The sequence below is a fragment of the Flavobacterium sp. genome (genome assembly GCF_013823965.1).
In the GTDB taxonomy this organism is placed as follows: domain Bacteria; phylum Bacteroidota; class Bacteroidia; order Flavobacteriales; family Flavobacteriaceae; genus Flavobacterium.
Map to the genome: position 1 here is coordinate 1 of NZ_PNNA01000036.1, position 2790 is coordinate 2790.

Here is a 2790-nt window from a genome sequence, read left to right on the forward strand (position 1 = left end):
GTCGAAATTGAGTTTGCAGTTTGGCGAAAATGTTTTGGCAGAAACCCACGCTTTCGAATTGCATATTACTGACGAAAATGATTTGGCCGGATTGCCTGAAGGAACCCGGGAAGCCGCTCGCTCTTTGGCAAAAAGCCAGGACAAAGAAGGCTGGATTTTCACCTTGGACCATCCCAGTTATATTCCGTTTGTGACTTATGCCGATAATCGTGAGTTGCGCAAGAAAATGGCGATTGCCTTTGGCGCCAGAGCTTTCCAGAACAACGAATTCGACAATCAGGAAATCACGTTGAAGATTGCCAAATTGCGTTTCGAAAGAGCACAGGTCTTAGGTTATGTCACTCACGCCCATTTTGTTCTCGAGGAACGAATGGCTGAAACTCCGGAAAAAGTAAAATCTTTTTTAAACGATTTATTGGCCAAAGCCAAACCCGCAGCCGAAAAAGAATTTGCACAATTAACGGCTTTCGCCAAAGAATTGGACGGAATTGAACAACTCGAAAAATGGGACGGTGCTTATTATTCGGAGAAATTGAAGCAACAATTGTTCAGTTTGGATGACGAAATATTGAAACCGTATTTCCAATTGGAGAAAGTTTTGGACGGCGCTTTCACGGTAGCACAAAAATTATACGGAATCACCTTCGAAGAGATTTTCGAAATTGACAAATACCACGAAGACGTAAAAACCTACGAGGTAAAAGACGAAGACGGACAATTAGTGGCAGTTTTCTATGCCGATTTCTTCCCAAGAAAAGGCAAACGAAACGGTGCTTGGATGACATCTTTCAAATCACAATACGTTAAAAAAGGGATAAACGAAAGACCACATATTTCGAATGTTTGCAACTTCACGAAACCAACAGAAACCAAACCATCGCTGTTGACATTTAACGAAGTAACCACTTTATTTCACGAATTTGGCCACGCCTTGCACGGAATGTTGGCCAACACAACGTACCCAAGTTTGTCCGGAACATCCGTATATTGGGACTTTGTGGAATTGCCAAGCCAGATTATGGAAAACTGGTGTTACGAGCCGGAAGCTTTGGCCTTGTTCGCTTATCATTATGAAACCGGCGAAATGATTCCGATGGAATTAGTACACAAAATCAAGGAAAGTGCGAGTTTTCAGGAAGGAATGGCAACGATGCGCCAATTGAGTTTCGGATTGTTGGATATGGGCTGGCACGGACAAAATCCCACGAATATTACAGATATCAAAACCTTCGAAACCGAACAATTTGCATCGACACAATTGTATCCTGACGTGAAGGAAAACGCAATGAGCACGGCTTTTTCACACATTTTCCAAGGTGGATATTCTTCTGGATATTATAGTTATAAATGGGCGGAAGTTCTAGATGCAGACGCTTTCGAATATTTTCAAGAAAAAGGAATTTTCAACAAGGAAGTTGCGGCAAAATTCAAGGAAAATGTGCTCTCAAAAGGCGGAACCGAACATCCAATGATTTTATACAAACGATTTAGAGGTCAAGAACCAAAACCAGAAGCGCTTTTAAGACGAGCGGGATTGTTGTAAATAACACAGAAACCGAAGTATCAAGATGTGCTTCGGTTTTTTTTATTAAAGTAAAACCAATATTATCCACCACAAAATCGGTAAGCTTTCTGCCCAAAAAGAAGTGTAATATTTGGAGCGTTCTTCATTGGCAAAAGCCAAAAACAAGGCGGTAACAATTGCTATAATAAAGGACGAATATTCAAAGTTGACATCAATAATAAAACTGAAAAAATTCAATCCAAAAAATAAAGCCAGCAACAAGAAACCTAATTTTTTTGTCCGCTTCACTCCTATTTGTTGCGGAACGGTTTGCAAATGTGGGTCGTCCTTGGCCAAATCGATGATTTCAAAAATGAGTATCAATACAAAAATCAGGATAAATCGTTGGATGCATTTCAGATAAAAATCGGAAGTTATGGAAATCTCGGCATTCAAAACAGGCAGGACAACTGTTACTCCAACCCAACACAAGGCCACGATGTAAATTTTCACACCTGCCCAATTTCGGGCATTTTTTATATTTGGAAAAAAAGGAAGCGTGTACAATAATGTCAAAATCAAAAATGCGATTGAAATGATTTGGGTAATACTTTGCAATTGAAAAAAGTAGAAACCAACGGCTAGCAGCGACAAAAAAGTCAAGACTGCAACCGCTTTTAATTTATTAGTCATTTGCGCTTTTTGGGCTCTGGCCAAGGCTTCATATTTTACGAAATTATAACCCACAATTGTACTAAAAAAAGCAAAATAAGCTAAGTGAAAATCTTTAGAAATGTTGAAGTAATGTTGCGTGATATGGACCAAGGCAAAGCAGGACAAAGCCACGTGAATACTGCCTTCAATATAAAAATCGAATATCTTCTTAAAAACCTTCATTCCACAAAAATAATGAACGTTGTTAACAAATATCGATTTTAGTTGAAAGATTCCTAAAAATCAACCGCTTGAACCCCTTTTATTTTGATAATAATCCATAAATTTGCGGCTCAAAAAAACAACACTTTTACCGCTACATGAAAACAGATGCTTTTGCTTTAAGACACATTGGGCCAAGAGAAAATGACCTTCAACGCATGTTGAAAACAATTGGAGCCGAAACGCTAGACCAATTGATTTCCGAAACAATTCCAGATGACATTCGCTTAAAAACGCCATTGAATTTAGATCCTGCAATGACCGAATATGAGTATTCAAACCATATTCAACAGTTGGGTAATAAAAATAAAATATTCCAATCCTACATTGGTTTGGGATACAACCAAGCG

Annotated in this window: 2 protein-coding genes and 1 pseudogene; 2 read left to right on the plus strand and 1 reads right to left on the minus strand. The window is 38.8% G+C overall.

Annotated elements, in window-relative coordinates; all coding sequences use genetic code 11:
• Positions 1-1543 (plus strand): M3 family metallopeptidase (locus tag C0430_RS04220; RefSeq protein WP_290865805.1); only part of this gene is annotated, 1543 nt, incomplete at its 5' end.
• Between the two features lie 45 nt (positions 1544-1588).
• Here the strand turns inward: C0430_RS04220 and C0430_RS04225 are convergent.
• The gene (locus C0430_RS04225; protein ID WP_290865807.1) at positions 1589-2401 is read right to left on the minus strand and encodes a hypothetical protein; all 813 of its coding nucleotides are present in this window, start codon (positions 2399-2401) and stop codon (positions 1589-1591) included.
• Between the two features lie 137 nt (positions 2402-2538).
• Between C0430_RS04225 and C0430_RS04230 the strand changes: the two are divergent.
• Positions 2539-2790, plus strand: a pseudogene (locus C0430_RS04230) (hypothetical protein); the annotation flags it as partial.

What these genes read in the sequence shown, in the direction of transcription:
- C0430_RS04225 (WP_290865807.1), bottom strand. Translation starts at nt 2,401, where the DNA reads ATGAAGGTTTTTAAGAAGATATTCGATTTTTATATTGAAGGCAGTATT.